Origin of the sequence: Saccharopolyspora shandongensis, from assembly GCF_900106995.1 — a bacterium.
In the GTDB taxonomy this organism is placed as follows: Bacteria; Actinomycetota; Actinomycetes; order Mycobacteriales; family Pseudonocardiaceae; genus Saccharopolyspora; species Saccharopolyspora shandongensis.
In genome coordinates, this window is record NZ_FNOK01000008.1 from 18,265 (window position 1) to 43,900 (window position 25,636).

Here is a 25,636-nt window from a genome sequence, read left to right on the forward strand (position 1 = left end):
CTCCTCCGGCGGCCGTCGTCCGGTCCGCCGGTCAGCGTTCCCGGTGCAGGCCCCTGCTGATGCCCGCCGCGACGGTCGTCGCCAGCGTCCAGCCGACGGCCACGAGGACGACCGTCACCCACTGCGAAACGCCGCGGGCCTGCCACATGTCGTCCTGGCCGAGGGTCACCACCGGCACCATTTGGTCCAATGTGTACAGCAGCGGGTTCCACACCGGGTGATCCTGCTCGTTGATCGGGATCAGCGGGTGGAAGGCGAACCAGGCCGTGCCGGCGGTCGCGAACAGCAGCATCCAGGCCAGCGCCCGCAGCGGGCGGTAGCCGTAGCCGACGGTGATCCGCTGCAGCAAGCTCCACAGCCGAACCGTCCACCGCAGCCCGGGCCGGGTGGTGGCGCTGGTCGCCGCGTAGCGGTGGCGCTGCTTCTCGATGAGCGCCGTGACGGCGTGCTCTTCCAGGCCGTTGGCCCGGAACACCCTGGCGATCTGGTCGTACGGGCCCGGCTGGTAGGCGCCGCCGGCGGTGGCCCGCAGCCAGCCGAGCCGCTCCTGCACCCGGTCCTGGTCGGTGAGCTCGAAGGACTCGGAGAAGTTCTCGTAACCGAAGTCCTCGAAGTCGAGCCCACCCCTGGCCGACCAGAGCACGGCGTTGTCGGCGAGCAGCTCGCACTGCGCCTGCCGCAACGTGATCCGTCCCTGCGGCGCGCTGCGCGGGAGCAGCGTCAGCTCCTGCGCCACCACGCCGAAGGCGTTGAACGCCGCCGGGGAGAACCCGTCACCGAGCTCGCAGCCCCAGAAGTTGAGGTGCCGGCCGATCGTGGCCCAGCGCAGCTCCACCGCACCCTCGGCGTGGAACGTCCGCGAGCCCTCCGCGCACACCAGGTCGCGTTCGATCCGGGCCGCGCGCAGGTCCAGCGACGCCTTGTAGCCCTTGCGGTGCTGGTGCCAGGCGGGTTTGGTCAGCTGCGCCGACCGAAGGTCGACGTTCGCGCCGACCCGCACGCCCTGCAACTGCAACGATCCGACGACCTCGGCCTCGCGGCATTCCAGGTTGCTGCCCACCACCACCCGGCTGGCCCGCAGGACGTCGGTGCGCGGTCCCACCAGCTTCGCGTTGTTGAACTGGATGCTGCCGTTGACCGTGACGTCGGTCATCCGGAACTGGCCTCGCACGACGATGTTGCGGGCGTCGAGGTTGCCGAAGATCTGCGTGCCGTCGAGGTGCGCCGCGCGCAGCGGCTGCTCCACCGAAGCGGCGGGCGAGCGCAGCCAGCGCAGATCGATCTGCGCGCCCGCCATCCGCAGGTTGCCGCCGACGGTGGTGCTGACCAGCCGGAGGGTTCCGCCGCTGCGGAAGCCCTGGTCGAGCTGGATGTCGCCGCGGATGTCGGCGCGGTCGGCGACCAGGGTGGCGGCCGGGTCGTCGTGCTGGGAGTCGCCGCGGTGCGGCGGCTGAACGCCCGGTTCGAGCAACGCGTCCCGCAGCCGCAGGTCGCCTGCGATGCGCGCGCTCGGCAGCAGCAGCCGGCCGGCCGCGGTGAACGCCCGGCCGGTGTTGCGGTCGACGTCGAACCGCAGCGAGCCGCCGATCTGGATGCCGGTGGCGTTGAGGGCGTTGCGCCCGCGGTTGCGCAGGGTCCCGCCGGAGAGCGTCAGGTTCCCGCCCACCTGCGCCCCCGGGATGCGGATCTCGCCCGCGACCTGCAGGCGGATGCCCAGCAGCGCGCCGGAGACCTTGAGCCGGTCGCCGTAGATCGCGCGCCGCCCGGGATTGCGCAGTTCGCTGTCGTTGAGCAGCAGCGATCCGCCGAGATCGGCGTCGGCCAGGTCCACGACGCCGCCGATGCTCCGGCACCGGCGGAGCGCGGTGTCGTTGCTGACGGAGAGGTTGCGCGCGTTGAGCCCCGGGAACCGGCAGTTCCACATCACCAGCCCGGCCAGCCGGGCCTGCCGCAGGTCAGGGGCCGTCTCGAACCGGCAGCCGACGAATTCCAGCAGATAGGGCAGGTCGGCGTTGCGCAGCTCGACCCGGCCGGTGATCAGCGCGTTCTCGACCGCGATCACCAGCGGCTGGGCGCCGCGCCGGTTGAACAGCCGCCAGCCACCCTCCTCCAGCGAGTCGATCAGCCGCCGGGTGAAGTACTCGCCGCGGATCACCCGCTCCGCGGGCGCGAACTGGCCGTTGCCCTCGCCCGGCGCGGGCTGGTCGGCGGGCTGCGCCGGCGCCCTGCTGGGCCTGAGCAGCTCGTCGAAGCGCCGCTCGGCGGCGGTCTGCGGTCCACCGTTGTCCCACGGTCTGCCCGGCACGGCGTGCTCTCCATCGCTGTCGAACCAAGTGATCCACACGCACCGTAGCCGATCGGCCACCGCGACGACGCGACATTCGGCCGGACGCCGCATCGCGTCCACAGTGGATCGCGTGGATTCCTGAGATCAACATCACGACGGACCGATCGGGGGGCGGACCCCGATCCGGCGATCTGTAATGCTGCGGCCGCCGTAGAACGAAACGTCAGGGAGGACGCCGATGGGCATCATCAGCTGGATCGTGCTGGGACTGATCGCGGGCGGTATCGCCAAGGCGCTCATGCCAGGCCGGGACCCGGGCGGCTGCATCGTCACGATCCTGCTCGGCGTCGCGGGCGCCTTCGTGGGCGGCTGGGTCGGCAAGACCCTCTTCCACGTCGAGCTCGGCACGTTCTTCGACCTGCGCACCTGGGGCCTGGCGGTGCTGGGAGCGCTCATCCTGCTCGTCGGCTACCGCCTGATCTTCGGCAAGGCCCGGAGCTGACAACGCTGCGGCGCGGCGGCGCCCGCAGGGGTCGCCACCGCGCCGCAGCTCAGGGTCCGGCGTCGATCAGCCCAGGTTCACCTTCGGGTCGAAGGTGTTGCAGGCGTTCGGGTTCCCGGTCCGCAGGCCCGTGGTGAACCACTTCTCCCGCTGCGCCGAGCTGCCGTGGGTGAACTTGCTCTCGTCGACCCGGCCGCCGCCGAGGCGCGCCTGGATGTAGTCGTCGCCGATCCGCCCGGCGGCGTCCAGGGCGCGGCGGACGTCGTCCGCGGAGATCTCCTGGATCAGCGGTTTCCCGGAGCGCGTGGGCACCGTCGTGGCGTGGTTGGCCCACACCCCGGCGTAGCAATCGGCCTGCAGCTCCAGGCGCACGGCGCCCGAGGTCGGGCCGGTCTGCCGGGGATCCACCTTCGAGTTCGTGCCGAGCAGGTTCTGCACGTGGTGGCCGTACTCGTGGGCCAGCACGTAGGCCTCCACGAAACGCCCGCCCTGGGCGCCGAACCGGGTCTGGAGCTCCTTGAAGAAGTCCAGGTCGATGTAGACGTCCGCGTCGGCCGGGCAGTAGAACGGGCCGACGTCGGAGGTGGCGCCGCCGCAGGCGGTGTTCACCGCGCCGCGGAAGAACTTCGTCGGCGCGGCCTGGTACTTCTGACCCGAGCGCTGGAACTGGTCGCCCCAGTAGCCCTGGATGGAGTTGATCGACGCGACCAGCGCGCACTCGTCGCGCCTGTTGGCGTCCGCGCCGGTCCGGCATTCCTGCGCCAGGCGCTGGTCGTCCGCCTGCTGGCCGACGGGCAGCTGGTCGAGGCTCAGCGGCAACTGCACCTGGCCACCACCGCCGGTGAAGTTGCCGAGCAGGAAGTAGAGCACGATCCCCACGAGCGCCAGTCCCCCGCCGCCGACGGCGATGGTGCCACCGCCGATCCCGCCGCCGGAACCACCGACGTCCTCGACCTGCGAGGCATCCAGCTCCGCGTCGTCGTTGAACTGCACTACGCCCTCCCGGGACCTCCGCACCAACGGCCGCGAAGCGGCCACGGACCAAGATATCCGGCCCGCCCTGGCAGCCGAAAACGCGCACCACGACGGGAAAATCCCCCCAGAGCGGACAATCCGCGCCAACCGCGCACTACTGACGGCGACGGGCCGCGACGCGAAAGGGCACCTGCGGGCGGGTGTTCCGCCCACAGGTGCCCTTCATCCGGATGGGTCAGGCGTCGACCCGGTCCGCCGGCTCCGCCGGTTTCGGCGTGCGACGGACGAGGCGGCTCCACAGCGGGTACGTGAGCAGGATCGCGATGATCACGTAGACCACGATCGCCAGCGGCGAGTTCACCAGGCCCGTCAGGTCACCGTCGCTGATCTGCAGCGCTCGGCGCATCTGCAGCTCCGCGGTCGGGCCCAGGATGACGCCGATGATCGCCGGCAGCACCGGCAGGCCGAAGCGGCGCATCGCGAAGCCGATCGCCCCGATGATGAACAGCAGCACCAGATCCATCGCCTCGCCGCCGATCGCGTACGCACCGACGCTGGCGAAGAACAGGATGCCCGCGTACAGGTACGGCCGCGGGATCTGCAGCAGCTTCGCCCACACCGGCGCCAGCGGCAGGTTGACCACCAGTAGCAGCGCCAGGCCGACGAACATGCTCGCGATCAGCGCCCACACCAGCTCCGATTCGCGCTGGAACAGCAGCGGACCGGGCTGGATGCCGTACTGCTGGAACGCCGCCAGCATCACCGCGGCCACCGAGGTGGTCGGCAGGCCGAGGGTGAGCATCGTGACCATGGTGCCCGCCGCGCTGGACGTCGAGGTGGCCTCCGGGCCGGCGACGCCCTCGATCGCGCCCTTGGTGCCCCACGTGCCCTTGCGCCGGCCCAGCTGTCGCTCGACGGTGTAGGACAGGAAGGTCGGCACCTCGGCGCCGCCGACCGGGATCGCGCCGAACGGGAAACCGATCAGCGGGCCGCGCAGCCAGGGCTTCCACGCCCGCCCGAGGTCCTGCCGGGACATCCACGGCCGGCCGACCGGGATCGGCTTCTCCTGGGCGTGGCGCAGGTGCGCGGCGACCCACAGCGACTCGCCGACCGCGAAGAGGCCGACCGCGACGAGCACCACGTCGATGCCGTCGACCAGCTGCAGCGAGCCGAACGTCAGCCGGGCCTGCCCGCTCATCTGGTCGAGCCCGACCAGCCCGATGGTCAACCCGATCAGCAGCGAGGCGAAGCCGCGGATCCGCGAGCTGCCCAGCACCGTCGAGGTCGCCACGAACGCCAGCACCATGAACGCGAAGTAGTCCGGCGCGCCGATGTCGACCGCGTAGCCCGCGATGACCGGTGCCAGCAGCACCAGCAGGATGAGGCCGACCAGGCCGCCGACGAAGTGGCCGACGGCCGCCGCGGCCAGCGCCTGCGCGCCCCGGCCGTTCTTGGCCATCTTGTTGCCTTCGATGGCCACCACCACCGCGGCGCTCTCGCCGGGGGTGTTGAGCAGGATCGATGTGGTAGATCCGCCGAACATGCCGCCGAAGTAGATGCCGGCGAACATGATGAACGCGCCGGTGGGATCCAACGTGTAGGTCACCGGCAGCAGCAGGGCCACCGCCATCGCCGGGCCGATGCCCGGCAGCACGCCGACGGCGGTGCCCAGCACCACGCCGATCGCGGCGAACAGCAGGTGCTGCGGGGTCAGGGCGGTGGCGAAACCGCCCAGGAGGTTCGTCAGGTCCATCGGTTACAGCACCCCCATCAGCGGGCCACCGGGCAGCGGAACGCCGAGCAGTTCGTTGAACGCCAGCCACGTCAGCACCGAGATGGCGGCCGCGATGAGCGGGTCCCGCACCAGGTTGCGGCTACCCAGCGCGTAGGCCGCACCCCAGAACATGATCGCGGCCGAGGCCGGGAACCCGATGATGTTGATCAGCGCCGCGTTGAGCAGGAAGAATCCGGACAGCAACAGCAGCGTGCGCCAGTCGGTCGGCGCGTCGAGGTCGACGTCCTCGCCGGCCTCGGCCTCGCCGCGGCCGCCGCGCAGGACGTCCCGCGCCAGCAGCAACGACACCAGCACCAGCAGCGAACCGACCACGATCGGCACCGCCTTCGGCCCGACCGGGCCGCGCTGCGCGAAATCGGTCGGGATCAGGGCCGCGTCGACGAGCACGAGCGCGCCCACCGCGAGCAGCAGCACGCAGATGCCGAGCTCGGAGTGCGAGCGCCACCAGCCCTCGCGCACCGGCTCCGCCGGCGACTCCTTCTTGTCCACAGTGGAACTCATGCCGCCCCCAACTCCTTCAGCACCGACGCGACGCGGTCGTTCTCGGACGCCAGGAACGCGCCGAAGGCATCGCCGGTCTGGAAGGCGTCGGACCACCCGTTGAGCTTCATCGCCTGCTGCCACTGCTCGCTGGCGTGCAGCTTGGTGAACAGCGAGATCAGCTTCTCCCGCTCCTGGTCGGTGATGTCCGGGGGCGCGACGACGCCCCGCCAGTTGGTGAAGCTGACGTCCACACCGGACTCCCGCAGGGTCGGTGCGTCGATGCCCGGCACCCGCTCCGGGCTGGTAACCGCCAGCGCCCGCAGCTCGCCGGCCGCGATCTGGTCGCGAGTCTCGCCGATGCCGGAGACGCCGAAGGCGACCTTGCTGCCGAGCACGGAGGCCATCAGCTCGCCGCCGCCGTCGAACGGCACGTAGTTGACCTGCTTCGCGGACAGGCCGATGGCCTTCGCGGTCAGCATCGGCGCCAGGTGGTCCGGGCCGCCGGGCGACGAGCCGCCACCGACCGGAACCGCGCCGGGGTTGGCCTTCCACGCCGCGATCAGCTGCGCGATGTTCTGGTACGGGGAGTCCTTGGCCACGACGATGACGTCGGATTCCTCGGTCAGCTTCGCGATCGGCGTGGTGTTCTGCAGCGACACCGGCGAGTGGTTGGTGTAGACCGAGCCCACCACGCCCAGGCCCATCGACATCACCATCGCGCCGTTGCCCGACTCGTTGACCAGCCTGCCCAGCCCGACCGTGCCGCCCGCGCCGGGCAGGTTGAACACCTCGGTAGGCCCGTTCAGCCCGGTGTCCTCGATCGCCTTGACCGCGGTGCGCGCCGTGATGTCGTAACCACCACCCGGCGTGTTGGGCACCATGACCCGCAGGCCGCGGATCTGCGAACCCGGGGCATCGCCGCCCGAGCTGACCAGTGGTGGCACCAGCAACACCAGCAGTGCCGCGCCCAGCACCGCCAGGACCACTTTCAACTTCCGCATCATCACCTCACTGTGACACCGGTCTCCCGGACCGGGTGGTGGGTGATGGTGCCGCACGGAGCCGCGCGGTGTCTCTCTTTAGCACCTATCGGAAGTTGTGGAAGTTCTGTCACCGTTCCCGCAGGTGACGGTTCTCAGGTGGCCTCGACGTCGAAGGGCGGCGTCTCGCCGGGGCGCGGGAATCGTTGCTGCGGCGCGGAAATCGCGGCGGGTGCGGTCTTCGGACGCGGGTCGTCGAGCAGGTAGTTCGCGACCGCGCGCCGCGGGTCGAGGTTACGCAGGTCGTTGAGCTGCCGCAGGGGTTCGCGCAGCTGCTCCAGCGGTTCCTGGATGCCGCGGTAGTCGTCGCCGAGTTCCGAGCGGAGCTGCGTCTGCGCGTCCGCGGCGTATCCGCGGACCTGCCGCATGGTTCGCGCCCACCACTCGACGGCCTGGGGCAATCTCTCCGGCCCCAGGATGAACAGGCCGACGACGAGCAGGACGGCGAGGTGTTCCAGGCTCATGCCGGGCTTCTCCGCGAGAGCGTCATCCCGGCCACCGTACACCCGCGTCGGATCAGTTCACGCAAGGTACGCCACCTGCGGTGATGGCGTCGCCACCCGGCGTCGCGGGGGCCTGGCGCGCGGTGCCGTCCAGCCGCAGGGCCGGGGCCGGGCCGAGATTCTGCGCCCCCGGCCCCTCGTAGTCGGCGCCCAGCAGCACCTGGATCCGCCCGCTGTGCAGCTTCGGATCGGCTTGCACGGGAAGCCCGCCCAGGTGCTCGGCCACGAACCGGGCGGCTTCGTCGTTGCCCGGGGTGTAGAGCACGCGGGAGGCCGCCGCCGCGGCGATGTTGCCGATGTCGCCGACCGGGATCTCCTCGGAGTCCAGCTCATCCTGGACGCGGGACGCCAGCCCGCTGACGCCCGAGCCGTTGAGCACGTCGACGATGCTGGTGTCCAGGCTCTTCGGGCGGGGCGGCTCGGCGGGCAGGCCCGCGTTGAGCCGCTGGATGGTCAGCTGCACCTTGCGCGGGTCGACCTTGACGGCCTGCCCGTCGCTCGGGGTGTCGTACTCGGGATCCTCGACCGGGATGGTGTCGAAGGTGATGTTTCCCCCGGCCAGGCCCTGCATCTGCTGCGCGAAGGCCAGCAGGTCCCAGCCCTGGTCGATGACCACGGACTGCTGGACCGAGTCGAACATGTCGGCCAGCTTGGCCGGGTTGGCCAGCGTCCCGGCGGACAGCACCTGCCGGGCGAGGCTGGCCATGAATGCCTGCTGCCGCTGGACCCGGTCGAAGTCGCTGCGCGGCAGGCCGTGCCGCTGCCGGACGAAGGCCAGCGCGTCCCCGCCGGAGATGGTCTGCCGCCCGGCCGGGAAGCGCGCGCCGGAGTACGGGTCGTCGACGGCCGCGTTCAGGCACACCTCCACCCCGCCGATCGCCTCCGTGAGCTGGTAGAAGCCGAGCAGGTTGACCTCGGCGTAGTGGTCGATGCTCATCCCGGTGAGCTGCTCGACCGTGCGCACCAGCAGCTTGCGGCCCGCGTCGTTGGACCGGCGCTCCAACTCCGCCGGATCGGTCACGCCCTGGGCCTGCAGCTCCTTCCGCGCCTCGGCCTTGCCCCTGCCGTACGCCGAATTGATCTTGTGCCGGCCGAAGCCGTCCGGGATCGACACGTACGAGTCGCGGGGCAGCGAGTAGGCCACCGCGCGGGACCGGTCCTCCGGGATGTGCAGCAGGATCAGGGTGTCGGTCAGGCTGGAGCCGCTGTCTCCGGTCCGCAGTTCGCGCAGGACCTCCTCCGGCAGCGGGTTGCCCTGCGCATCGGTGCGGCCGTCCAGCCCCACCAGGAGGACGTCGATCGCCCCGTCCGGCCCGGCGCCGGAGGTGACGTCGCTGGTCGACAGGCCCTCCTGCAACCGGCCGAAGGTGACCCAGGCAAAGCCGGTGGCGATGAACGCCACGGCGGAGACGAACGCAATCGCGGTGCGGGCTCCCGCTCGCCACCGGCCGCGTCCTCGCCCAGGCACTGCGGACGGCACGGCCGGGATCGGCATCGTGGGATCCGCCGGGTGCGGTGTTCGCCGGGCCGATGGCTCCGGGTCTCGACGAGATGCGGGACCGCCACCGAACGCCACCTGGACCTCCTCCACTCCTGCCGCCCCGGCCAGACTACCCGGCGCCGCGGCGGTTCCGGTCCGAAGTCGACGTTCACCGGCGCCCGCGCGAACCCGCAGGATGATCATCCACAGTAGACATTTCGATGCCGGGTGTTCACCTGGATTCCAGGCCGCCACCACGTGTTCGACCGGTTCGCACCGAAGTTGATTCGTCCTGGTCAGGAATCGGGCGGGCGACCGGGGAGGCGCCGGGACGGCGTATACTCCGACGCGTTGGGAAACGACGGGTCTCCTGGTCCCGCAGGAGACAGCACACCACGGACTCCCGCACCGGACGACGTCGATGTCGTGGGGCCCGGGTGACCACGACGACGAATGGAAACATGCTCATGGGTACGCTCAGTGCCTGGCACTGGCTGATCGTGCTCGCCGCGGTCCTGCTGCTGTTCGGATCGGCGAAGCTGCCGCAGATGGCCCGTTCGCTCGGCCAGTCCGCCCGCGTGCTCAAAGCCGAAGCGCGCGGCCTGAAGGACGACGAGAAGGCCGCCGCCGAGCGCGACCAGGACAAGCCGGCCGCCGGCAAGCGCGGCCCGCAACAGGTCGAAGACAAGCAGCGCGACGACCCGAAGACCTGACGGCCCCGCGCAAGAGCCGCAGGCCCCGGCCGCCCACGGCGACCGGGGCCTCGCTGCGTCGGGCCCCGGTCACATCCGCAAAAGCCCGGCAGTGCCCGTCGATCGCCTACATCGGCACGCGCAGAACCGCGCTGATCGCGACATCGGCGCACCGTCCCCGACGATGCCCTCAGGGGCGCACGAGACGCGACCGCCCGGAACGCGGCCGCCGTTTTCGCGCGAAACCAGCGCTCCGGTGGGGACACGATGGCGATTTCGCGCGAAACCGCCGCTCCGCGTGAGGGCGGGATGGCGAGGGGTTCCGCTCGCTGATGGCGCACCGGCAGGCCGACCTCGGTTACGGGCGCCGCTTCCCCGGCTCCTCCGCGCCGAAGGCCTGGCCGAGGTGGGCGCGGACGGGTTCTTCCCGATCACCGGCCCGGCCTGCACGGTGCTGGAGCGCGCGACCGTCGAGCAGGTGGCCGACCGGTTGATCGCCGCCGGGCTGGCCACCCGCGAGGAGATCGACGAGCACCTCGCCAACCTGGCGGCCGGCCGGCGGCCCGACCTGGCGACCTCGCCGTTGATCTCCGCCTGGGGCCGCCGCCCCTAGCTCGTCGCACCCGGCCCCGCGGCGCGGAAATCCGCCTCCCACCGCGCGACCTCAGCGGGCGCACACTGGGGATGAGACGCGATCCGGCAGGGGTGCGATCATGCGCGGAACGGTCCCGATGGGACGAGTGGCTGGGGTGCGCATCGGGCTGCACTGGAGCGTGCTCGGCATCGTCGTGCTGGTCGCCGCCGGGCTCGCGGGCTACCAGCTGCCGCTGGCGTTCCCCGGGCACTCCGCCCTCGGCTACGCGCTGGCCGGGCTGGTCGCCGCGGTCCTCCTGGTCGGTTCGGTGCTGGTGCACGAGCTCGCGCACGCGATCGTGGCCCGCCGCAACGGTGTCGTGGTCGAGGGCATCACGCTGTGGCTGCTGGGCGGGATCGCCCGGCTGCGGGACGAGGCGCGCAGTCCGGGCGCCGACCTGCGCATATCGATCGTCGGGCCCGCCATCAGCGCCGTGGCGGGCGCGGCCTTCGGGGTGCTGGCCTGGGGCGCGGCCCGGGTGGGCGCGAGCGGCCTCGTCGTGGGCGTGCTGACCTACCTGGCGGTGCTGAACCTCGTGCTGGCGGTGTTCAACCTCGTTCCGGCCGCTCCGCTGGACGGCGGCCGCGTGCTGCGCGCCGCGCTGTGGCGGTGGCGCGGCGATCGGTTCGAGGCGGCCGCGTGGTCGGCCCGCGCCGGGCTCGGGCTCGGCGGCCTGCTGGTCGCCGCCGGATTCGCGCAGTCGATCCTGCAGGGTCCCGAGGGCATGTGGTGGATCCTGCTGGGGCTCTTCATCGCGAGCATCGCCCTCGCCGAGGAGCGCCAGGCCCGCGCGGGGATGGCGCTGTCCGGGGTGCGGATGCGGGATGTGATGTCGCATCCGGTCGAGACCGTCGACGGCCGTTCGACGACCGGCGAGTTCCTGGGCCGCCGCCCCGCGCACGCCAGCTTCCCCGTGGTGCGCGCGGACGGCGGGGTCGACGGGCTGGTCTTCCTCCGCCGCATCTACTCGCTGACCGCCCGCGGTCAGCCGCCTGCCACGCTGCGCGACGCCGCCTGCCCGATGGACCGCGTGCCCACCGCGGCACCGGACGAACCGCTGGCGGCGGTCCTGCCCCGGCTGTCGGAATCCACCGACGGGCACGTCCTGGTCTTCGACGACGGCCGGCTGGTGGGCATCGTCGCGCCGTCGGACATCGACCGCGCCGTCGCGGCGCGCGGCGTCCACGTCATCCTGCCCGCGCTGGTGGAGCGCGAAGCGAACCGGCAGGCCCCGCCGCCGAACTGGTGGTATCCCGGCCGGCCGCGCTGACGCTCACAACGCCTGTTCCAGGCGCTGCCGGACGGATTCGGCGCACCGCAGCAGCATCGGCGTCGCGTGCACCTCGACCGGCTCCGGGCCGATGAGCCGGCGGGCCGGTTCGGGCAGCCACCGCAGGTCGTGCTCGAACCGACGCTGCGCCGCCTGGACCGGCTCCGGCAGTTCCACCCGCGCGCCGCCGCGCATGGCGGGCTCCAGCAGCGGTTCACGGCCCGCGGGCGGTTCCTCGGTGCGCAGTGCGAGCAGGTCGGGCTGTCCGGGCTCGCCGCGGTAGACCTGTTTCGCCCCGGGCGCGGTCAGCTTGCCCGTGGACAACTTCATCACCGGCGTCCCGCCGCATTCGACCAGCTTGTACGCGCTGTCCAGGGACGGAGCGTCGGCGGAAACGCCCATCCTGGTGCCCACGCCGAACATGTCGATCGGTGCGGCGGCGAGCTCGGCGAGCGCGTGTTCATCAAGCCCGCCGCTGGCCATGATCCGGGCATCGGGGAAGCCCGCGTCGTCCAGCAGCCGTCGCGCCTGCAGCGCCAGCTCGCCTAGGTCGCCGGAATCCAGGCGGATCCCGATGCTGCTGCCGGCGGGCAACTCCCGGGCTACGTCGATCGCCGCGCGGACGCCGCGCAGGGTGTCGTAGGTGTCGACCAGGAACACTGCCGCATCAGGGAAATCGGCGGCGAACGCGCGGAACGCGGTGCGCTCGTCGGGGAACGCTTCGACGTAGGAGTGCGCCATCGTCCCGGCGGCCAACAGCCCGAATTCGCGTGCGGCGGCGACGTAGCTGGTGCCCGCGAACCCGGTGATGGCCGAGGCACGAGCGACGGCCCGGGCCGCCTCCAGTCCATGGGTGCGGCGGGCGGCGAAGTCGACCAGGTCCGCGTGCGGAGCGGCGATCCGGCAGCGGGCCGCCTTGGCCGCCACCGCCGTCTGGAACGTAGCGAAGTTCAGCAGAGCCGTCTCCGCCAGCTGCGCCTGCGGCAGTGGTGCCGTGACCTCCAGGAGGGGTTCACCGGCGAAGACCACCCGGCCTTCGGGAACGGCCAGCACGTCGCCGGTGAAGCGCAGTTCCGCCAGTGCGGCCAGATCGCCTTCCGGCAGGTGCACGACGTCGCCGAGGTAGTCGAGGTCTTCGGCGGCGAAGTGCAGCCGTTCCAGGAAGTCCAGGCAATCGGCGAGCCCCGCAGCGACCAGGAATCCGCGCTCGCGTGGCAGTTCCCGCACGAACAGGCTGAACGTCGCGGGCAACGTCATGCCCCGGCGCAGATAGCCGGCCGCCATCCTGATCTCGTAGAGATCGGTGCACAGACCCGTCATCGCCGCGGTCGCCTCCCCGGCCCGACGATCGCGCTCACCGCGCCGCCCGGCCAGAGGAGATGGTCACCGCTCCCGTACGCGCCGGTAAGGCCGATCGGCCCTAGCGGCACACCCGTCCCGGTTGGCACGGTCGCGCAGGAACCTCGTGGGAGCGCGGAGCATGGCGCGAGAAGAACAGTCCGTCGTAGTCGGAGTGGACGGCTCCGGCGCATCGGCGCGGGCGGCGCTCTGGGCGGCCGCGGAAGCCGTTCGGCTGTCGGTTCCGCTGCGGCTCGTGCTGGTCAGCGACGATCCCACGCGGGAGCCCTACGCCAAGGAGCTGGTCCACGACATCGATGCCCGCTGCCGGCACGCCACCGGCGAGCTGGACATCGTCGACGAGGTCGCCTACGGCCATCCCGCCGCGGAGCTGGTGCACCGGTCGGAATCCGCCCGGCTGCTGGTGGTGGGTTCCCACGGGCACGGCGCCCTCCGTGGCGCGCTGCTCGGTTCGATCAGCGCTGCCGTGGCCGCGCACGCCACGTCGCCGGTCGTCGTGGTGCGCGGTGTGGGCCCGGCGAAGTCCGGCCCGGTCGTCGTCGGGGTCGACGACTCACCGGGCAGCCGGACGGCCCTGCACTACGCCTTCGACGCCGCCAACCGGCGGAGCAGCGAACTGGTCGCCGTGCAGGCGCTGCCGAACACCTACTTCACCCCCGGCCCCCACGACGGCGCGGACCGCGACACGCTGTTCACCCAGGCCGAACTGCGCCTCGCCGAGCAGGTGTCGGCCTGGAGCGACGCCTACCCGGAGGTCGCGGTGCGGCGGATCGTGTCGAACGTCCCGCCGGTGACGGCCCTGTGCGAAGCCGCCCAGCACGCGCAGCTGCTGGTGGTCGGCCAGCGCGGGCGCGGAGGTTTCACCGCGCTGCGGCTGGGTTCGGTGGCCAGGGGCGTCCTCCACCACGCGCCGTGCCCGGTCGCGGTGGTCCCCCGCTGACCACAGTGGATAGCCGCAGGTCGACGTGAACTCGACTTTCGCACTCTGGTCGCCACGTGTTCGATGTTCCGAGGTCTTCACGATGCCCGGAGAGGCGCTCTCGGCGGCATGAGCGTGCGCTGGACGATGATGCTCTGCCGCGCTACTGGCCACGTTCTGCGGCTACGGCATCGTCCGAGGTCGTGGCCGTTCGGCGTTGGCACACCACGGTTTGCCGTGTCAGTCGGGGATGACCGGAACGTACAGGTGCGAGGCGTGGTCGCCGCCGAGGTGGATGGTGGCACCGTGTCCGCCCTTGCGGTCGTCCGGGTCGTCGTGGGCGAGCAGTCCCATGTTGTCGTCGTCGGCTTGGACGCGCAGTTGAAGGCGTTGCCCGGGTTCGAGTGTGATGGAGGTGGGCCAGATCTCCACTTCGAGCAGGGTCGGCACGCCGGGTTCGAGGGGCTGGATCTCGTCGTGGCTGTGCCACGGGCGGTGCGGAAGGGTGCGCTCGGGGTCAAGTTTGCGGTGGGAGGCGCGCAGCCAGCCGATGCCCATCGGCACCGGTGTGGCCGCCCCGCCGGGACCGATCGCGGGGATGCGCCGGCCGTCGACGTCGTACTGTTCGAGCTGGACGAAGACGTCCAGGTCGTCGGCGGTGCACGAGACCCACAGCCGCAGGGCGAGCGGGCCGGTGAGTTCCAGCCGTTCGGTGGCGGTGAAGTCGAAGGTGGCCGGGTACGGCGTCCGGTCCTCGGCGGGCTGGTGCCAGCCGAGTTCCTTCTGCCCCAGGTAGAGCCGGCGCCATCGGGTGCGGGGAAGCGGCCAGTTCTGTTCGTCGCGCCATTCGACATCGTGGCCGCGGCGGATCGCGAGCCGGACGGGTGGGACGCCGTCCATCGCGGTCTCGTCGCCGCCGAGGAAGCGTTGCAGGAACCGCAACTGGAGGTCCTTGGCCCAGTCCGCGTAGTAGGGGTCGATGTGGGAGCCGACGTGGACCACGAGCCACTTATGCTCGGAGGCGGCGTCGAGCCACCCTTCGACGTTGCCGCGCAGGTGCAGGTGGATCGAGCCCCAGTTCCCCGCCGACAGCACAGGCACCCGCACTTGGGCGAGGTCGACGGTTCGCTCGCGGTACCAGTCGTCGAGCAGCTCGTGCGATCTGAGGTCGTTGGGCATGCTGGCGTGATCGTCGCCGCCCAGCTGCGGGAGAATCTGCCGCTGCCACCAACTCTCGGTGGCGTTGGTGTAGATGCCGCCCTGGCGGCCCCAGTCGCGGTAGAAGTCGGTGCAGCCTTCCCAGGCGACGACCGCGGCCAGGTGCGGCGGCTGGAGCGCGGCGACGTGCCAACCCATCATCGCGTACCAGGAGATGCCGCTGCTGGCGACCTTGCCGGTCGACCACGGCTGCACGCCGCACCATTCGATGACGTCGTAGAAGTCTTCGGCGTCCTTGCAGCTGAAGACGTCGAGGCGACCGGCGGACTTGCCGGTGCCGCGCGCGTCGGCGCGGACGACGGCGTACCCGCGTTCGGTCCACCACTCCGGGTTCGGCGTCTCCCACACCATGTGGTCGCCCTGGTCGACGAGCTCGTACATCGGGTAGCGCTCCGGCCAGTGCACGTCCTTGCCATAGGGGCTCATCGAAGCGATCACGGGCACCGGTTGCTCGCTGTCGGGCCGGAACACGTCGATGACGATCGATGTGTCGTCTCTGGTCGGGACAGTCACGTCGCGGTCGATTCGCATGGGTATCCCCCTCTTGTTGTGCGCCGCCGCCGGGCGACGGCGCCTCCCGCAATATGTGAACGCAAATTATCGTTCACATCTGGGCGTCGGCCACCCACCCCTCGGCGGGCAGTAACGTCAGACCGGTGAGCCAGCAGCACGCCGACCCCGCCTTCCGCCCTCCGCAGCAAGCCCGCAGCCGGATGTCCCTGCAGAAGGTGCTGGCCGCCGCCGAGCACGTGCTGGCCACCGGCGGCATCGAAGAGTTCACGGTCGCAGCGGTCGCCGAGCGGGCCGGCGTGTCCGTTGGCGCGATCTACCGGCGGTTCACCGGCAAGGAGCAACTGCTCCACGCGGTCAAGGACCGGCTGCTCGGCCAGCTGGAAACCGGTGTCGCGGAGGCACTCCGGTCAGCAGAGTCCAGACTGGACGGCGTGATCGCCGCGTTCACCCACGCGATGGCGCGCACGTTCTCCCACCACGACCGGATCTTCCCCGACCTGCTCAGCGGCCAACGCGCGGAAGGGGTCGAGCGCGGCCTGCAGGCACTCGCGGTCATCCAGGACGCCCTCGTCGAGGCCGCCAAGCCGTACGGGGACGACATCCGCAGGGCGGACCGCGGGCTGGCCCTGCGGGTGGCCGCCCGCACCATCACCAGCTCGTGCGTGCACCGGGCCGCCACCTGCCAGTCCTGGCCGGATGGGTTGACCTGGACCGACTGGGCCGACGAGACCACCGAGATGGCCGTGGCCTACCTGACCTCCCCATCGCGCACCACGCACCAGTGACCGTGTCCACATAGTCCCCCCGACCCGAAAGCAGACGCCGCAGCCTGACTGCGAAAGCCGAGGATGCGAATCACCCCTGACTGAAAAGGGGGGATTTGTTCGATCTCGCAGGCGAAGTCCGACCGCGCGACACTGTTCGCATGACGTCGACGCCACCGGCGACCGCGACGTTGCGGATGCGATTGCTGGGCACCACCGCACCGAAGTCCGTCGTGCTGATCCGGTTCGTGGTGGGCTGGATCTTCCTGACCGAAGGGGTGCAGAAGTTCCTGTTCCCCGGCGAGCTGGGGCCCGGTCGTTTCGCCAAGACTCCGCTACCGGCACCGGAGTTCTTCGCCTACCTCGACGGCGTGTTCGAGATCGCGTGCGGCGCGCTGCTCATCGTCGGCCTGCTGACCCGCCTGGCGGCCATCCCGATGATCGTCGACATGCTGGGCGCGCAGATCCTGACGAAGGTCACCATCCTCACCCACCAGGGATTCTGGAGCTACATGCACGAGTCGCGGGTGGAGTGGGCTCAGCTGTTCGGCTCGGTGTTCCTGCTGATCGTCGGCGCGGGAGCGTTCTCCCTGGACGCCGTCCTGACGGCACCACGCCGAACAAGCCCCGGTGACACCGGAACTCCCTAGCCCAGCCGAAGTTCTCGTGATCGACCCGTGACTTCCACCGACCGGAAATCCTCCAATTTCAGGCGAAATTGGGAAGGTCCAGGCGCGTTCAGTCACCGGAGGCGGCTTTTCGACGACCTGAGTGCGCGGTCGCGGCGTGGCCTGTCGCACCTCTGGTGCAGGATGGCCCGGCAGGGTCTCGAGCGGGTGCGCCGACGCACTCCGGCTTGAGCTCCTCCGGGGCGACCGGCGATGATCTTGTTCCGGCCCCGTTGCCATCCCGACACGTGAGGACTGCCGATGACACCCCACGACGGCGAAGCCGCGTTACCGACGCGCCGGATCGCGCTCGCTTCCTTCGCCGGCACCACGATCGAGTTCTACGACTTCTTCATCTACGGCACCGCCGCCGCGCTGGTGTTCCCCAAGGTCTTCTTCCCCGCGCTGGGCACCGCGGCGGGCACGATCGCCTCGCTCGCCTCGGTCGCGGTGGCCTTCGTCGCCCGGCCGCTAGGCTCCGCCCTGTTCGGCCACCTCGGAGACCGGTTGGGGCGCAAGCGGACCCTGGTCTACACACTGTTACTGATGGGGCTTTCGACCGTGGCCATCGGCGTGCTGCCGGGCTCGGCGACGCTCGGGATCGCCGCGCCGATCATCCTCATGGTCCTGCGGTTCCTGCAAGGCGTCGCCGTGGGCGGCGAATGGGGCGGCGCGGCCCTGCTGGCGGTGGAGTACGCCCCGCCCGGCAAGCACGGCCGCTTCGGGATGTTCCCGCAGCTCGGCCCCGGCACGGCCTTCGGCCTGAGCAGCGCGACCTTCCTGGCGGTCGAGCTGGCGCTGAGCCCGGACGCGTTCCTGGCCTGGGGCTGGCGACTCCCGTTCCTGCTCAGCGCCCTGCTCGTCGGCATCGGCCTCTACGTGCGGCTGCGGATCGAGGAGACCCCGGTCTTCCGCGAGCTGCACGCCGAACGGGAACGCCGGATCCAGGACGCCGCGCCGCTGCGCGCCGCGTTCGGCCGCGACACCCGGCTGATCCTGCTCGCCGGGGGCACCGTGGCCGCGGCGTTCGCGCTGAACTACATGGGCACCGTCTACCTCACCACCTACGGCAGCACGGTCCTGGCGATCCCGCGCCCGACCATGCTTGCGCTCGGTGTCGTGGGCGGGATCGTGCTGGCCGCCGCCACGGCGGCCGGGGCGGCCGCGTCGGACCGGTTCGGCAGGCGCCGGGTGGTCCTCGTCGGGAACGTGGTCACCCTCGTCTGCGGGCTGATCGTCTTCCCGGTCATCGACACCGCGAACACCGCGCTCGTCGGGATCGGCCTGTGCCTGCTGATGATCGGGGGCGGGATCGTCCTCGGCCCAGCGGCCGCCTACCTGGCGGAGCTGTTCGCCACCGGACACCGCTACACCGCGGCGGGCATGAGCTACAACGTCGCGACCATCATCGGCGGCGGTGTGCCACCCGTCCTCGCCGCGGGCCTGGTCGCGGCGTACGGCAGCAACGCCATCGGCGTGATGCTCGGGGTCTACGGCGTGCTGAGCATCGCCTGCGGCCTGCTGCTGCCGGAAACGAAGGAGCGCTCGCTCCGCCGGATCGACGCCCCGGCGGACGCGCTCGCACAACAGTAGGAACATCCACAGCAGACGGACCCGGTTGCTCCCGGGTCCGTCTGCTTGTCCACTGTGGTCAATCGTGGTCGCCGGCGAGGCGAACGGTCGTGAAGCGCAGGAAGCTCTGCACCATCGGGCCCATGCAGAACGCGATCAGCAGCGTGCCGAAGCCGACCGTGCCGCCCAGGATCCACCCGGCGGCCAGGACGACCACCTCGATCCCGGTGCGGACCATCCAGATCGGCCTGCCGGTGATGCGCACCGCGCCGGTCATCAGCCCGTCCCGCGGCCCCGAGCCGAACCTGGCACCCAGGTAGACGGCGTCGAAGAAGGTCAGCATCAGCAGTCCGAGGACGAAGTAGCCGAGCTGCTGCGGCAGCGAGGCGGGCATCGGCACGAAGGACGCCGCGACGTCCGCGGACGTTCCGACCAGGACGACGTTCAGGAAGGTGCCGACCCCCGGCAGTTCCCGGAGCGGGATCCAGCAGAGCAGCACGGCGACGGCCGTCAGGTTCGTCGCCCAGCCGAACGTCATCCCCGAGCGCAGCGAGATGCCCTCCGCCAGCACGCTCCAGCTCGACGCCCCCAGCGACGACTGGACCAGGAACGTGAGGGACGTGCCGTACCCGACCAGTCCCACGATCAGTTGCGGGAACCGCCAGGCTTTCTTCTCGGCGCGGAGCTGCTCGGCGGCCGTCATCCGGCGCGTCACCGAATGGCGGCGGCTGTTCTGTTGCGAGATCGAAGCCACGGGTGTCCTCAACGTCGGTTCGGGATCAACACCGACGATCGTGCTCGCCGTCTGGCATTGGATGAAAGGGCCAGATCGTAGACTCTGGCCTCATGCACACGAGCAGCCACGCGCTCGCCCGGCTGCTGGGCGACTGGTCCGCCGGCCCGGGACCCGCGCATCGACGGCTCGCCGACCTGATCCGCCTGCTGATCCTCGACGGCCGGCTGCCGCTGGCCACCACGATGCCCGGCGAGCGGGATCTGGCCGCGGTGCTCGGGATCAGCCGCACCACGGTGTCGACGGCCTACGCCGCCCTGCGCGAGCAGGGATATCTCAGCGCCCGCGCCCGCTCGCGCAGCCGGACCCGCGTTCCGCCGGGCGGGAGCCGACCGGAGCCGGACACCACCGGCCGGGACCTGATCGACCTCTCCCACGCGGCACCGCCCGCTCCCGGCGAGGCCCTGCACCGGGCGTACCTCCGGGCGCTGGACCAGCTCCCCCGCCACCTGCCGCGCCACGGCTACTCGCAGCTCGGGCTGACCGAGCTGCGCACCGCCGTCGCCCGGCGGTACGCCGACCGCGGGCTGGCGACGACCCCGGACCAGATCCTGATCACCAGCGGCGCCCAGCACGCCCTCGGGCTGATCGCGCGCACGCTGCTGCGGCCCCGCGACCGGGTCGTCGTCGACCACCCCACCTATCCACACGCGCTGCAGGTCCTCCGCACCGCCGGCTGCCGGATCGTCCCGGTCGCGGTCACCGACACCGGGTGGGACGTCGAGAGCCTGTCGGCGGCCACCCGCGGCGCCGCGATGGCCTACCTCCTGCCGGACTTCCACAACCCGACCGGCCTCTGCCTGCCCGAGCGGGACCGGGCGGAGCTGCGGCCGGGCTGCCCGGTGGTGGTCGACGAGACGATGGCGGAGCTCGCCCTCGACGTCGATCCGCCGGTTCCGCTGGCCGCGCACCACACCGGCGTCGTCTCGATCGGCTCGGCGGCCAAGACCTTCTGGGGCGGTCTGCGGGTCGGGTGGATCCGGGCCGACGTCGATCTCGTCCAGCGGCTCGGGCAGGCGCGGGCCGGGATCGATCTCGGCACGCCGGTGGTGGAACAGCTCGCGTGCGCCGAGCTGCTGGGCGAGATCGACCGGCTCCTGCCGGACCGGCTGGCCGACCTCCGACAGCGCCGCGGCCTGCTGCTGGGCCTGCTGGCCGCGCGCCTGCGCGACTGGACGGCCGGCCCGTCCGCGGGCGGGTTGTCGGTGTGGGCGCGGCTCCCCCAGCCGGTGAGCTCGGCGCTGGCCGCCGTGGCCCCGGAGTTCGGCGTGCGCCTGGCGGCCGGGCCGCGGTTCGGGATCGGCGGCGCGTTCGAGCGCTTCGTGCGGCTGCCCTACTCGCTGGACGCCGCGGCGATGACGGCGGGAATCGACGGCATCGCCGAGGCTTTCGCGGCCGTGCAAGCCGGACGACGCGCCAACACACCACCGGCCGCACTCGCCTGACTCGAAGGCCGTTTCAGAAAGCTACGCCCGGTGCATCCCGAGTCGCCCGGTGCCTGACTCCGGCGGCCACGTCCCGCACGTCACTCTGAAACGGCCTCTCAGGCCAGGTGGGCGCGAGCGGCGGCGATCCAGTGTGGCGCCCCGGCCTGCCGCGCGACGGCCTCCGCTTGCCGGTAGTGGTTCCCGGCCGCTTCGCGCCGGTCCAGCGCGGCGGCGAGGTCGCCCAGGTACTGCGCGACGGGGCCGAGCACGAGCAGGCCGCTGCCAGCACCGGCGAGTTCGCCCTCGGCGGGTTGGAGCAGCTCGTAGACCCGCGCCATCATCGGCCGGTCCGCGAGGCCGATGGCCAGCACGGCTTCCAGGCACAGGCGTGCCTCGTAGAGCAGATCGCGGGGCGAATCGGGCATTGCCCGCGCCGCTTCCACTGCCTGCTCGCGGTGACCGGCGGCGAGCAGTCCCAGCGGGCGCGCCCAGTCCTCGTACGGGCCCCAGTCCGCATTCCAGTCCACTTCGGACAGATCTGGCAGGCGAAGGCCCAGCAGGGCGAGCGGGAGAACGCCGTGCTCCACGCCCGTCATCCCGGTGCCCCGCAGCCGGATCACGGCCGCGCGGTAAGCGGCAGCCGCCCCCGAATCGCCGGAAACCGCCAGCCGCAGTGCGGCGTACCACTCGGTGAACACGCCCACCAGGGGAATCTCATGGCGCTGGCCGAGCCGGGCGGCGGCAGCGGCGTGCGCGTCGGCGGCGGAGAACTCGGCCAGCGCGCAGTGGGCCTGGATGAGGATCAGGCGGCCGAGCACCTCGAAGGTCACCAGGCCGTGGCGTTCGGCCAGATCGACCAGCTCCGCCCCGATGCGGGCGCGCTGCGGTGCGAGCCCGGCGCGCTGGAAGCACTGCATGAACCGGCCGTTGAGGGCGAACGCGAGCAGCGCCGGATCGGCCAGCTCGCGGGCGATCGCCTCGGCCTCGACGGCGGCTTGGTGCCCGCGTTGCGTACGCGTGCCGCGCAGTTCCAGCGCGAGCGTGCTGAGCAGCCGGCTGCGTGCTTCGGCGCGGTCGTCCGGCAAGGCCGCCAGAGTGCGCTCGGTGGCCTCGACGACTTGCCGCGCAACGTCTTCGTCATCGTTGCGGGTCCAGATCGCGGGCACGTCGAACGCGCCGATCACCCGCGCCGTCAGCTCGGGATCGCCGAGTTCGTCGGCCGTGGCGATCGCTTCGGCGCGGTGCCGCCGGGCCTCGTCGAGCCCACCTGCGACGGCGAGTGCCCGCACCAGGCCCGTGATCAGGTCGAGCCGGGCGCGCGCATCGCCGCTCCCGGACCGGTCGTGGGCCGCGACCGCTTGCCGCCACAGCCGCGCCGCCTCGTGCGGGGCGAACCGCCGCTCGGCCGCCTCGGCCGCCGCCTTGGCGTAGCGGGCGGCCCGGCCCGCCGTCCGGCGGTCGTCGGCGTGGAAGTAGTGGTGCGCCAGGGATTCCACCTCGCCGGGCCGCGACTGCTCGATCGTCTCCGCGATGGCGGCGTGCCAGCGGGCCCGGCGCAGGCGCGGCGCTTCCTCGTAGAGCGTGTCGCGGATCAGCTCGTGGGTGAACCGCAACCGGTTCGGGCCCGGCTCGGTCACGAATCCCATGAGCAGCGCCGATTCGACCACGTCGAGCACCAGTTCCTCGTCCCCGGTCAGCGGGACGAGCAGGTCGAGGTCGACGTCGCGGCCGACGACCGCGGCCTGGCGCAGGACCGTGCGCGCGGGCTGCGGCAGCCCGGCCAGGCGACGGCGGATGACGTCGCGCACGCCCGCCGGAATCCCGGAGAGCGCTTTGCTCCCCTCCGCGTCGAACAGCCGCGTGAGCTCGCGGACGAAGAACGGGTTGCCGCCGCTGCGACGGTGGATCGCGCGGATGGTCGCGGCGTCCAGTTCCCGGCCGATGACCGAGCGGGCGAGTTCGTCCACTTCGGACTCTGCCAGGCCGCCCAGGTAGACCCGGGTGGGTTCGACCGGGGCGAAGCGGCCGAGCGCGTCGGTGAGCTCTGCGGAGATCTCGGTGCTGCGGTAGGTCGCCACGACCAGCACCCGCCGGTCGATGGGCGTCACCGCCAGGAATGCCAGCAGGGAAAGGGTTTCCTCGCCGGCCCGGTGCAGGTCGTCGAAGACCAGCAGCACGGGTGCGCGCTCGGCGACGGCGGACAGGTACGAGGCGGCCTCCCGGTACATCCGGAACCGCGCCGTGGCGGGATCTTCGCCTGCTGGCACAGGCGGCGGAGGCGGGTGTCCCGCAGCCGCGAGGGCGGTGGTGATCTCCGTCCAGGGCCACCCGGCGGGCGCGCCGTCCTGCTCCGGGCTGCGTCCCCAGGCGGCGATCCAGCCGGCGGCCGCGAGCTCGTCGGTCAAGGCTTCCGCGAGTGCGGTCTTGCCCGCCCCGGCTTCGCCGGAGATCAGCGCCAGGCCCAGGCGGTCGCGCGCGCCGGCGGCCGCGAGCTGCGCGAGCTCGGCCGCGCGGCCGACGATCGGCGGCTCGACCGGCTGGTCGGCGCGGGTGGCCGCGGTCGGCGCCGCGGACAGGTGCGGCGCCTGGGTGAGGATGTCCGCCTCCAGCCGCTGCAGGTCCCGGCCGGGATCCACACCCAGCTCGGTCGCCAGGACCTTGCGCGCCTCGCGGAGCACGCCCAGGGCGTCGCCTTGCCGCCCGCTGCGGTAGAGCGCGAGCGCCAGCAGCTGCCAGGCCGTCTCGCGCCAGGGCTGTTCGGCGACCTGGCCCTCCAGATCGGGCACCGCCTCGGCGGCCCGTCCCAGCGCCAGCGCCGCCTGCGCCCGCCGCTCCACGGCCAGCAGTCGCAGCTCGTCGAGCCGCGAGATCTCGTGACGCGCCCAGGCCCGGTCGCCGAACTCCGCGAGTGCGGGCCCCCGCCACAGCGCCAGGGCCTGGTCCAAAGTGGACGACGCCGCATCGGCCCGTCCCGCCGCGAGCATGGACGCGGAGTCGCCCACCGCCGCCTCGAACCGCTGGGCGTCCACCGATCCGGATGCCGCGCGCAGCGCGTAGCCCGGCGCCGCGGTCACCAGCAGCCGGGCGGGCGAGCGAGGCGGCCGGTCCGGTTCGAGCGCCCGGCGCAAGGCGGAAACGACGGTCCGGACGGTGCCGACCGCGCTCTCCGGCGGGTCGTCCCACAGGTCGTCGATGAGCCGGTTGAGGGGCACGACCCGGCCCCTGGCGATCAGCAACCGGGCCAGCACGGCGCGGTGCAACGGTCCCTTGAGGTCGACCGGGCCGCTCGCGCCGACCGCTTCCAGCGGACCGAGCACGCCGAAGGCCACCCTCGACGCGCTCACCTGCACAGACACGCCACGCACTGTATAAGCCGCCGCGCGACCCCGGGCGCTGAGCCGCCGTTGACCGGTTGTTGATCCGCCGCGCGCAGGCTCGACGCGTCAACGCGAAACGAGGAAGGCCCACCATGGCACCGACGATCACCGGATTCGACTACCAGCGCGTCACCGTCGCCGACGGCGTGACGCTCAACGCGGCCGTGGGCGGCACCGGCAGCCCGGTCGTGCTGCTGCACGGCTTCCCGCAGACCCACCTGATGTGGCGGCACGTTGCCGCCGACCTCGCCGCCGACCACACCGTCATCTGCCCCGACCTGCGCGGATACGGCGACAGTGACAAGCCCGCCGACGCCGACGGCCAGACCTACGCCAAGCGCACCATGGCCGCCGACGTCGTCGCCCTCGCCCGCGCCTTCGGCCACGAGCGCTTCGCCCTGGCCGGGCACGACCGCGGCGCCCTGGTCGCCATCCGCGCCGGCCTCGACCACCCCGACGCGATCACCCATCTCGCCTCGCTCGACGTGCTGCCGACGCTGGACATGTGGAACGTCATGCGCGGCACCTCGGCCGCGGTGGGCTTCCACCTCTACCTGATGGCCCAGCCGCCCGGCCTGCCCGAACAGATGATCAGCGCCAGCGCCGACGCGTTCTTCGGCCACTTCCTCGACATCTGGACCCAGGATCCTGGCGCCATCCCCGCCGACGTCCGCGCCGCCTACCTGGCGGCCTCCCGCGAAGCGGTCACTTCGATCGTCGCCGACTACCGCGCATCGGCGCACGTCGACGTCGAGCACGACGAGGCCGACCGGAAGTCCGGGAACCGGCTGCGGATGCCGGTGACCGTCCTGCAGCAGGACTGGGGCGCCGTGCTCGGCTTCGACGCCGCCGCGCTCTGGCGCGAATGGGCGCCCGACCTCAACCACATCCCGGTCTCCTGCGGCCACTTCATGGCCGAAGAGGCCCCGGCGGAGGTCACCAAGGCCCTGCGCGAACTCCTCACCCGGTGACGACGAACTCATTCAGGCGGATCAGGCGTGCTGCTGCTCGTCGAAGCGGTGGCGGGACGCTTCGATCTCGTCGAGGTGCGTGCGGCTCCACGCGCACATGCCGTTGACGGTGTCGCGGAGCGACCGGCCCGCATCGGTGAGGCGGTACTCGACTCGCGGCGGCACGGTGGGGTGCACCGTGCGGTGCACCACGCCGTCGCGTTCGAGCCTCCGCAGGGTCTGGGTGAGCATCTTGTGGCTGATGCCCGCCACCTCGGCACGCAGCTCGGTGAAGCGGAGGGTGCGGTCCCGCAGGACCTCGATGATCAGGAGCGACCACTTGTCGGCCACGCCCGTGAAGATCTCGCGGGCGAGGGAGTCGGCGCGCATCGCATCGGCGTCCTCGGCCGCCTGC

At 71.9% G+C, this 25,636-nt stretch carries 22 protein-coding genes; 10 read left to right on the forward strand and 12 right to left on the reverse strand.

Annotated features, from left to right (window positions below; translation table 11 throughout):
- Positions 1 to 31 precede the first annotated feature (31 nt).
- The gene (locus BLW84_RS10695; protein WP_093264854.1) at positions 32 to 2,305 is read right to left on the reverse strand and encodes a translocation/assembly module TamB domain-containing protein; all 2,274 of its coding nucleotides are present in this window, start codon (positions 2,303 to 2,305) and stop codon (positions 32 to 34) included.
- Between the two features lie 220 nt (positions 2,306 to 2,525).
- Between BLW84_RS10695 and BLW84_RS10700 the strand changes: the two genes are divergently transcribed.
- A complete protein-coding gene (locus BLW84_RS10700) occupies positions 2,526 to 2,789 on the forward strand; it encodes a GlsB/YeaQ/YmgE family stress response membrane protein (RefSeq protein WP_093264426.1) in 264 nt (87 codons plus the stop codon).
- A gap of 66 nt (positions 2,790 to 2,855) precedes the next feature.
- Here BLW84_RS10700 and ypfJ read toward each other — a convergent pair whose 3' ends face one another.
- The 6 genes from ypfJ to BLW84_RS10730 form a co-directional block, all read right to left on the reverse strand.
- Complete coding sequence (gene ypfJ, locus BLW84_RS10705; RefSeq protein WP_093264430.1) at positions 2,856 to 3,782, reverse strand: KPN_02809 family neutral zinc metallopeptidase; 927 nt, start codon at positions 3,780 to 3,782, stop codon at positions 2,856 to 2,858.
- Positions 3,783 to 3,999: 217 nt separating this feature from the next.
- A complete protein-coding gene (locus BLW84_RS10710; RefSeq protein WP_093264432.1) occupies positions 4,000 to 5,517 on the reverse strand; it encodes a tripartite tricarboxylate transporter permease in 1,518 nt (505 codons plus the stop codon).
- A gap of 3 nt (positions 5,518 to 5,520) precedes the next feature.
- Positions 5,521 to 6,060, reverse strand: coding sequence for a tripartite tricarboxylate transporter TctB family protein (locus BLW84_RS10715; protein ID WP_093264435.1), 540 nt, complete (start codon positions 6,058 to 6,060; stop codon positions 5,521 to 5,523).
- On the reverse strand, positions 6,057 to 7,043 hold the full coding sequence (locus BLW84_RS10720) for a Bug family tripartite tricarboxylate transporter substrate binding protein (protein WP_093264855.1): 987 nt from the start codon (positions 7,041 to 7,043) through the stop codon (positions 6,057 to 6,059). The genes BLW84_RS10715 and BLW84_RS10720 overlap by 4 nt, the downstream gene beginning before the upstream one ends.
- A 134-nt stretch (positions 7,044 to 7,177) precedes the next feature.
- Positions 7,178 to 7,546, reverse strand: a complete 369-nt coding sequence (locus BLW84_RS10725) for a twin-arginine translocase TatA/TatE family subunit (protein ID WP_093264437.1) — start codon at positions 7,544 to 7,546, stop codon at positions 7,178 to 7,180.
- A gap of 52 nt (positions 7,547 to 7,598) precedes the next feature.
- Positions 7,599 to 9,080 (reverse strand): LCP family protein, encoded by a 1,482-nt coding sequence (locus BLW84_RS10730; RefSeq protein ID WP_093264440.1) that lies wholly within the window; start codon positions 9,078 to 9,080, stop codon positions 7,599 to 7,601.
- A 452-nt stretch (positions 9,081 to 9,532) separates the two neighbouring features.
- Here BLW84_RS10730 and tatA point away from each other — a divergent pair, with 452 nt between their 5' ends.
- From tatA to BLW84_RS10745, 3 genes are all read left to right on the forward strand, one after another.
- Positions 9,533 to 9,778, forward strand: coding sequence for a Sec-independent protein translocase subunit TatA (gene tatA / locus BLW84_RS10735; RefSeq protein ID WP_093264442.1), 246 nt, complete (start codon positions 9,533 to 9,535; stop codon positions 9,776 to 9,778).
- 385 nt (positions 9,779 to 10,163) lie between these two features.
- Positions 10,164 to 10,370: a hypothetical protein gene (locus tag BLW84_RS10740; protein ID WP_218157276.1), complete on the forward strand. Its 207-nt coding sequence runs from the start codon at positions 10,164 to 10,166 to the stop codon at positions 10,368 to 10,370.
- A 118-nt stretch (positions 10,371 to 10,488) separates the two neighbouring features.
- Entirely contained in the window at positions 10,489 to 11,661 is a 1,173-nt protein-coding gene (locus BLW84_RS10745; protein ID WP_342743137.1) for a site-2 protease family protein, read from the forward strand.
- A gap of 3 nt (positions 11,662 to 11,664) precedes the next feature.
- On the opposite strand, the gene BLW84_RS10750 is transcribed toward BLW84_RS10745, so the two are convergent.
- Positions 11,665 to 12,981: a nicotinate phosphoribosyltransferase gene (locus BLW84_RS10750; protein ID WP_093264446.1), complete on the reverse strand. Its 1,317-nt coding sequence runs from the start codon at positions 12,979 to 12,981 to the stop codon at positions 11,665 to 11,667.
- A 160-nt stretch (positions 12,982 to 13,141) separates the two neighbouring features.
- Between BLW84_RS10750 and BLW84_RS10755 the strand changes: the two genes are divergently transcribed.
- Positions 13,142 to 13,960 (forward strand): universal stress protein, encoded by an 819-nt coding sequence (locus tag BLW84_RS10755; protein ID WP_093264449.1) that lies wholly within the window; start codon positions 13,142 to 13,144, stop codon positions 13,958 to 13,960.
- A 219-nt stretch (positions 13,961 to 14,179) separates the two neighbouring features.
- On the opposite strand, the gene BLW84_RS10760 is transcribed toward BLW84_RS10755, so the two are convergent.
- Positions 14,180 to 15,688, reverse strand: coding sequence for a CocE/NonD family hydrolase (locus BLW84_RS10760; protein ID WP_093264452.1), 1,509 nt, complete (start codon positions 15,686 to 15,688; stop codon positions 14,180 to 14,182).
- A 125-nt stretch (positions 15,689 to 15,813) separates the two neighbouring features.
- Between BLW84_RS10760 and BLW84_RS10765 the strand changes: the two genes are divergently transcribed.
- The 3 genes from BLW84_RS10765 (at position 15,814) to BLW84_RS10775 (ending at position 18,695) form a co-directional block, all read left to right on the forward strand.
- Positions 15,814 to 16,455 carry a TetR/AcrR family transcriptional regulator gene (locus BLW84_RS10765; RefSeq protein ID WP_245761061.1) on the forward strand — a complete coding sequence of 214 codons (642 nt, stop codon included), beginning with the start codon at positions 15,814 to 15,816 and terminating at the stop codon, positions 16,453 to 16,455.
- Between the two features lie 140 nt (positions 16,456 to 16,595).
- The gene (locus BLW84_RS10770) at positions 16,596 to 17,084 is read left to right on the forward strand and encodes a DoxX family protein (protein ID WP_093264859.1); all 489 of its coding nucleotides are present in this window, start codon (positions 16,596 to 16,598) and stop codon (positions 17,082 to 17,084) included.
- 279 nt (positions 17,085 to 17,363) lie between these two features.
- Positions 17,364 to 18,695, forward strand: a complete 1,332-nt coding sequence (locus BLW84_RS10775) for an MFS transporter (RefSeq protein ID WP_093264454.1) — start codon at positions 17,364 to 17,366, stop codon at positions 18,693 to 18,695.
- Positions 18,696 to 18,753: 58 nt separating this feature from the next.
- Here the strand turns inward: BLW84_RS10775 and yczE are convergent, their stop codons facing one another.
- Positions 18,754 to 19,428: a membrane protein YczE gene (gene yczE, locus BLW84_RS10780; protein WP_245761062.1), complete on the reverse strand. Its 675-nt coding sequence runs from the start codon at positions 19,426 to 19,428 to the stop codon at positions 18,754 to 18,756.
- 92 nt (positions 19,429 to 19,520) lie between these two features.
- On the opposite strand from yczE, the gene yczR reads away from it, so the two are divergent.
- Positions 19,521 to 20,912 carry a MocR-like transcription factor YczR gene (gene yczR, locus BLW84_RS10785; protein WP_177226400.1) on the forward strand — a complete coding sequence of 464 codons (1,392 nt, stop codon included), beginning with the start codon at positions 19,521 to 19,523 and terminating at the stop codon, positions 20,910 to 20,912.
- A 98-nt stretch (positions 20,913 to 21,010) separates the two neighbouring features.
- Here yczR and BLW84_RS10790 read toward each other — a convergent pair whose 3' ends face one another.
- The gene (locus BLW84_RS10790) at positions 21,011 to 24,250 is read right to left on the reverse strand and encodes an ATP-binding protein (protein WP_245761063.1); all 3,240 of its coding nucleotides are present in this window, start codon (positions 24,248 to 24,250) and stop codon (positions 21,011 to 21,013) included.
- A 113-nt stretch (positions 24,251 to 24,363) separates the two neighbouring features.
- On the opposite strand from BLW84_RS10790, the gene BLW84_RS10795 reads away from it, so the two are divergent.
- Entirely contained in the window at positions 24,364 to 25,242 is an 879-nt protein-coding gene (locus BLW84_RS10795; protein WP_093264463.1) for an alpha/beta fold hydrolase, read from the forward strand.
- Positions 25,243 to 25,263: 21 nt separating this feature from the next.
- Here the strand turns inward: BLW84_RS10795 and BLW84_RS10800 are convergent, their stop codons facing one another.
- Positions 25,264 to 25,611, reverse strand: coding sequence for a winged helix-turn-helix transcriptional regulator (locus BLW84_RS10800; protein ID WP_093264862.1), 348 nt, complete (start codon positions 25,609 to 25,611; stop codon positions 25,264 to 25,266).
- Positions 25,612 to 25,636: the final 25 nt, after the last annotated feature.

Bases quoted from the DNA above. Each gene is read 5' to 3' on its own strand.
- BLW84_RS10700 (WP_093264426.1), top strand. From the start codon at position 2,526: ATGGGCATCATCAGCTGGATCGTGCTGGGACTGATCGCGGGCGGTATC.
- BLW84_RS10710 (WP_093264432.1), bottom strand. From the start codon at position 5,517: ATGGACCTGACGAACCTCCTGGGCGGTTTCGCCACCGCCCTGACCCCG.
- BLW84_RS10715 (WP_093264435.1), bottom strand. From the start codon at position 6,060: ATGAGTTCCACTGTGGACAAGAAGGAGTCGCCGGCGGAGCCGGTGCGC.
- BLW84_RS10720 (WP_093264855.1), bottom strand. From the start codon at position 7,043: ATGCGGAAGTTGAAAGTGGTCCTGGCGGTGCTGGGCGCGGCACTGCTG.
- BLW84_RS10725 (WP_093264437.1), bottom strand. From the start codon at position 7,546: ATGAGCCTGGAACACCTCGCCGTCCTGCTCGTCGTCGGCCTGTTCATC.
- BLW84_RS10730 (WP_093264440.1), bottom strand. From the start codon at position 9,080: ATGCCGATCCCGGCCGTGCCGTCCGCAGTGCCTGGGCGAGGACGCGGC.
- tatA (WP_093264442.1), top strand. From the start codon at position 9,533: ATGGGTACGCTCAGTGCCTGGCACTGGCTGATCGTGCTCGCCGCGGTC.
- BLW84_RS10745 (WP_342743137.1), top strand. From the start codon at position 10,489: ATGGGACGAGTGGCTGGGGTGCGCATCGGGCTGCACTGGAGCGTGCTC.
- BLW84_RS10750 (WP_093264446.1), bottom strand. From the start codon at position 12,981: ATGACGGGTCTGTGCACCGATCTCTACGAGATCAGGATGGCGGCCGGC.
- BLW84_RS10755 (WP_093264449.1), top strand. From the start codon at position 13,142: ATGGCGCGAGAAGAACAGTCCGTCGTAGTCGGAGTGGACGGCTCCGGC.
- BLW84_RS10760 (WP_093264452.1), bottom strand. From the start codon at position 15,688: ATGCGAATCGACCGCGACGTGACTGTCCCGACCAGAGACGACACATCG.
- BLW84_RS10770 (WP_093264859.1), top strand. From the start codon at position 16,596: ATGACGTCGACGCCACCGGCGACCGCGACGTTGCGGATGCGATTGCTG.
- BLW84_RS10775 (WP_093264454.1), top strand. From the start codon at position 17,364: ATGACACCCCACGACGGCGAAGCCGCGTTACCGACGCGCCGGATCGCG.
- yczR (WP_177226400.1), top strand. From the start codon at position 19,521: ATGCACACGAGCAGCCACGCGCTCGCCCGGCTGCTGGGCGACTGGTCC.
- BLW84_RS10795 (WP_093264463.1), top strand. From the start codon at position 24,364: ATGGCACCGACGATCACCGGATTCGACTACCAGCGCGTCACCGTCGCC.
- BLW84_RS10800 (WP_093264862.1), bottom strand. From the start codon at position 25,611: ATGCGCGCCGACTCCCTCGCCCGCGAGATCTTCACGGGCGTGGCCGAC.